Source organism: Chamaesiphon sp. OTE_75_metabat_556 (genome assembly GCF_031378165.1).
Taxonomy (GTDB): Bacteria; Cyanobacteriota; Cyanobacteriia; order Cyanobacteriales; family Chamaesiphonaceae; genus Chamaesiphon.
In genome coordinates, this window is sequence record NZ_JANNDR010000529.1 from 1 (window position 1) to 2,502 (window position 2,502).

Annotated in this window: 4 protein-coding genes; 2 read left to right on the plus strand and 2 right to left on the minus strand. The window is 45.8% G+C overall.

The features are described 5' to 3' along the window. Positions 1 to 104: 104 nt before the first annotated feature. Positions 105 to 917 carry an RnfABCDGE type electron transport complex subunit D gene (locus RMO27_RS21000; protein WP_309736251.1) on the minus strand — a complete coding sequence of 271 codons (813 nt, stop codon included), beginning with the start codon at positions 915 to 917 and terminating at the stop codon, positions 105 to 107. Positions 918 to 1,110: 193 nt separating this feature from the next. Here RMO27_RS21000 and RMO27_RS21005 point away from each other — a divergent pair, with 193 nt between their 5' ends. Then, on the plus strand, positions 1,111 to 1,623 hold the full coding sequence (locus tag RMO27_RS21005; protein WP_309736245.1) for a DUF4112 domain-containing protein: 513 nt from the start codon (positions 1,111 to 1,113) through the stop codon (positions 1,621 to 1,623). Between the two features lie 177 nt (positions 1,624 to 1,800). Next, entirely contained in the window at positions 1,801 to 2,346 is a 546-nt protein-coding gene (locus RMO27_RS21010) for a DUF2996 domain-containing protein (RefSeq protein ID WP_309736247.1), read from the plus strand. Here the strand turns inward: RMO27_RS21010 and RMO27_RS21015 are convergent. Next, positions 2,315 to 2,502 (minus strand): hypothetical protein (locus RMO27_RS21015; RefSeq protein ID WP_309736249.1); only part of this gene is annotated, 188 nt, incomplete at its 5' end. The two genes, RMO27_RS21010 and RMO27_RS21015, sit on opposite strands and share 32 nt — an antisense overlap.

Consider the following 2,502-nt stretch of genomic DNA (forward strand, 5'->3'; position numbering starts at 1 on the left):
GCAAATATTACACAGATCTGTAGGGGCGGGTTTATGCTATGATTCGCGATCTTGCTAAAAATATAGAACAAACCCGCCCGCTACTCTAGCGATCGATAAATACTCTAAGTTTTAGATATTTCCAATTCGTTGGATTGCCAACTAAATTGTGGTGCCAGCCAAGTCCTGTCTAATAAAATAGTGAGCGGTGAGATAACGAACAAAGCAATAAACATAGCTTCATTAATATAGAAATAATTGCGGAGGATAAATGTCAAACCAGCGATCGCGATCGACCAAACAATCCGAGTCGATCGAGCATTGGGAATCGATCGCGGATCGGTAATCATAAATAAAGCAAATAGCAACAGCGAACCGCTGGTTAATTTGTGAATACAAACATCCCACGTCCACCCCAGCCAGATATTTCTGGCAATTTCTAATAACGCATAACTGCCTAGAAAAGCTACGCTCGTATCCCACCTGCCGACGCGATTGAGGACGATCCCACCCAGACCGACAAATAAGAGCAAATACCACCAGTCGTCGCCCCATTGTCCGGGTGAAACCCAAGCATCAGGAGTCAATATTAAAGCGGTAATAATCCCAAAATTAGCAGGGTTAAACCAATGTTTTTTGGCAATAGTGAAGATAAACTTACTAGAAATAGCGAGCATCCCTGCTAATACCATCGTGCTGACTCGATCGGCACGTAATAATAATGCCAAACCCAGACTAGTAATCAGCGCACTCTTGAGTGCATGTACCGCATCCTCATTAGGTTTAAAAAATTTGGTCAATACTAGCTGAGTTAGACAACAACTCACAATTAGACTCACAACTAGTTCCGGTCTAATCGACCAATCCCTGGTGATAATTCCTAACCCTAGAAAGGTACCTAAAAACACGATCTGGTAATCGCGCGCGTCACTAAACATATTTTCGCTAGAGATGAGGCTGCCATTCAAGATACAAGCTCGCGCGATCGAGTTCCCGATCTCTGATAAATAACTTGATAATTAACACTCGATCGACTGAGATTTCCCAAGCTTAGATAATATATGATGGATCTCAATATCGGGTCGTTAAAAAATTCGACTGTCACTATCAATCGATCGAGATTAACTAGCTATGGCTGACGCGCGACCAGCATCGACTAACTTATCCACCGAATTCCATCGCACTCACGCACCAAAATTAAAACGCATTCGCCAGTTAAGTCAATTACTCGATGGAGCGATTGTCATTCCTGGTACCAAGCAACGCATCGGTTTAGATCCGATTTTAGGTTTGATTCCTGGCGGTGGCGATACGCTTAGTGCTGTGCTATCTGGCTATATTATTATCGAAGCCGCTCGAATGGGTTTACCTCGCAAGGCATTGATGCAAATGGTCGGTAATATTGTCCTCGATACCTTCGTCGGCACAGTACCCGTCTTAGGCGATGTCTTCGATGTATTTTCCAAAGCCAACCTCCGCAACATGCAAATCGTGGAAAGTCACGTCCAAGCACCCCCAGCAAATAGTGCCAAAGTCGATAAATTATTCATTGGGCTGTTGATTATTGGTTTAATCATTTTTGCGTTAGCTGTAGGCGGGATTGCCGTATTTATCTGGAGTTCGATCGCTAACTCGTTTAGGTAATTAGGCTTTAGGTTTTAGGCTTTAGGTTTTAGGTTTTAGGGGATAGAGAGTTTGAATGTAAGCGTTCCCCAGTCCCCCAGTCTTTCAGTCACGTAACTAACAACAATCGATCGCCCTAGCGATGGTTGCGGTAAAATGGAAAGTAACGTTATCCAGCAGGCAGTCTAAGCGATCGATATGGTAGAAGAATCCGCAGAAAATGTAGTTACCCCAGCCACAGCCGCCGGGAAAAAAGCCAAACCAGCCGCTTCAGAGGCACCTGCAACTGACACATCTGCACCTGGTGATGCTGCTGAAAGCGGCGACGCTGCCGAAAAGAAAGTGCCACCCAAGAAGGAAAAGCCTCCCGCAGTTGAGGCTAAACCCTTTGGAGAATTCATTCAACAAGACTATCTCCCTGCTCTCACCCAAGCTCTCGCCAACAAAGGGGTTAGCGATCTGCAAGTCGATCTAGAGCGGGCAAAAGTCGCCATCAAGGGCTTTGAAACTGCCCCAGAGTGCAGTCAGGTCGTCGGTCGGTGGAATGGCGGCCAGCGGCAATTTAATGTCTATTTCTTTGATGATAATATTCAAGGCCAACGGGCGATCTCCTGTGTCGATCTCGGCCATCGAGCGAGTACGCTCGAAGCCTTTGTCATCGACGAACGCAAAATCACCCTCGATCTCCTCGTCTCTGGAGTCGTCCTCCGGCTCAACAGTCAAAAGTGGTTGACGAGAAATTAGCGATCGACACTCGTCGGGAGATCGTTTCTAAACAAAGCTGAAGCAATTTAGCAATGCCACTCAAATTGGCACTAACAACTACACCATGGCTAAGTCGCCAGTTACTTCCAGCCGCGCGAACGTACCGATCGATAAAAATTGGTCGGTGAGAATTTC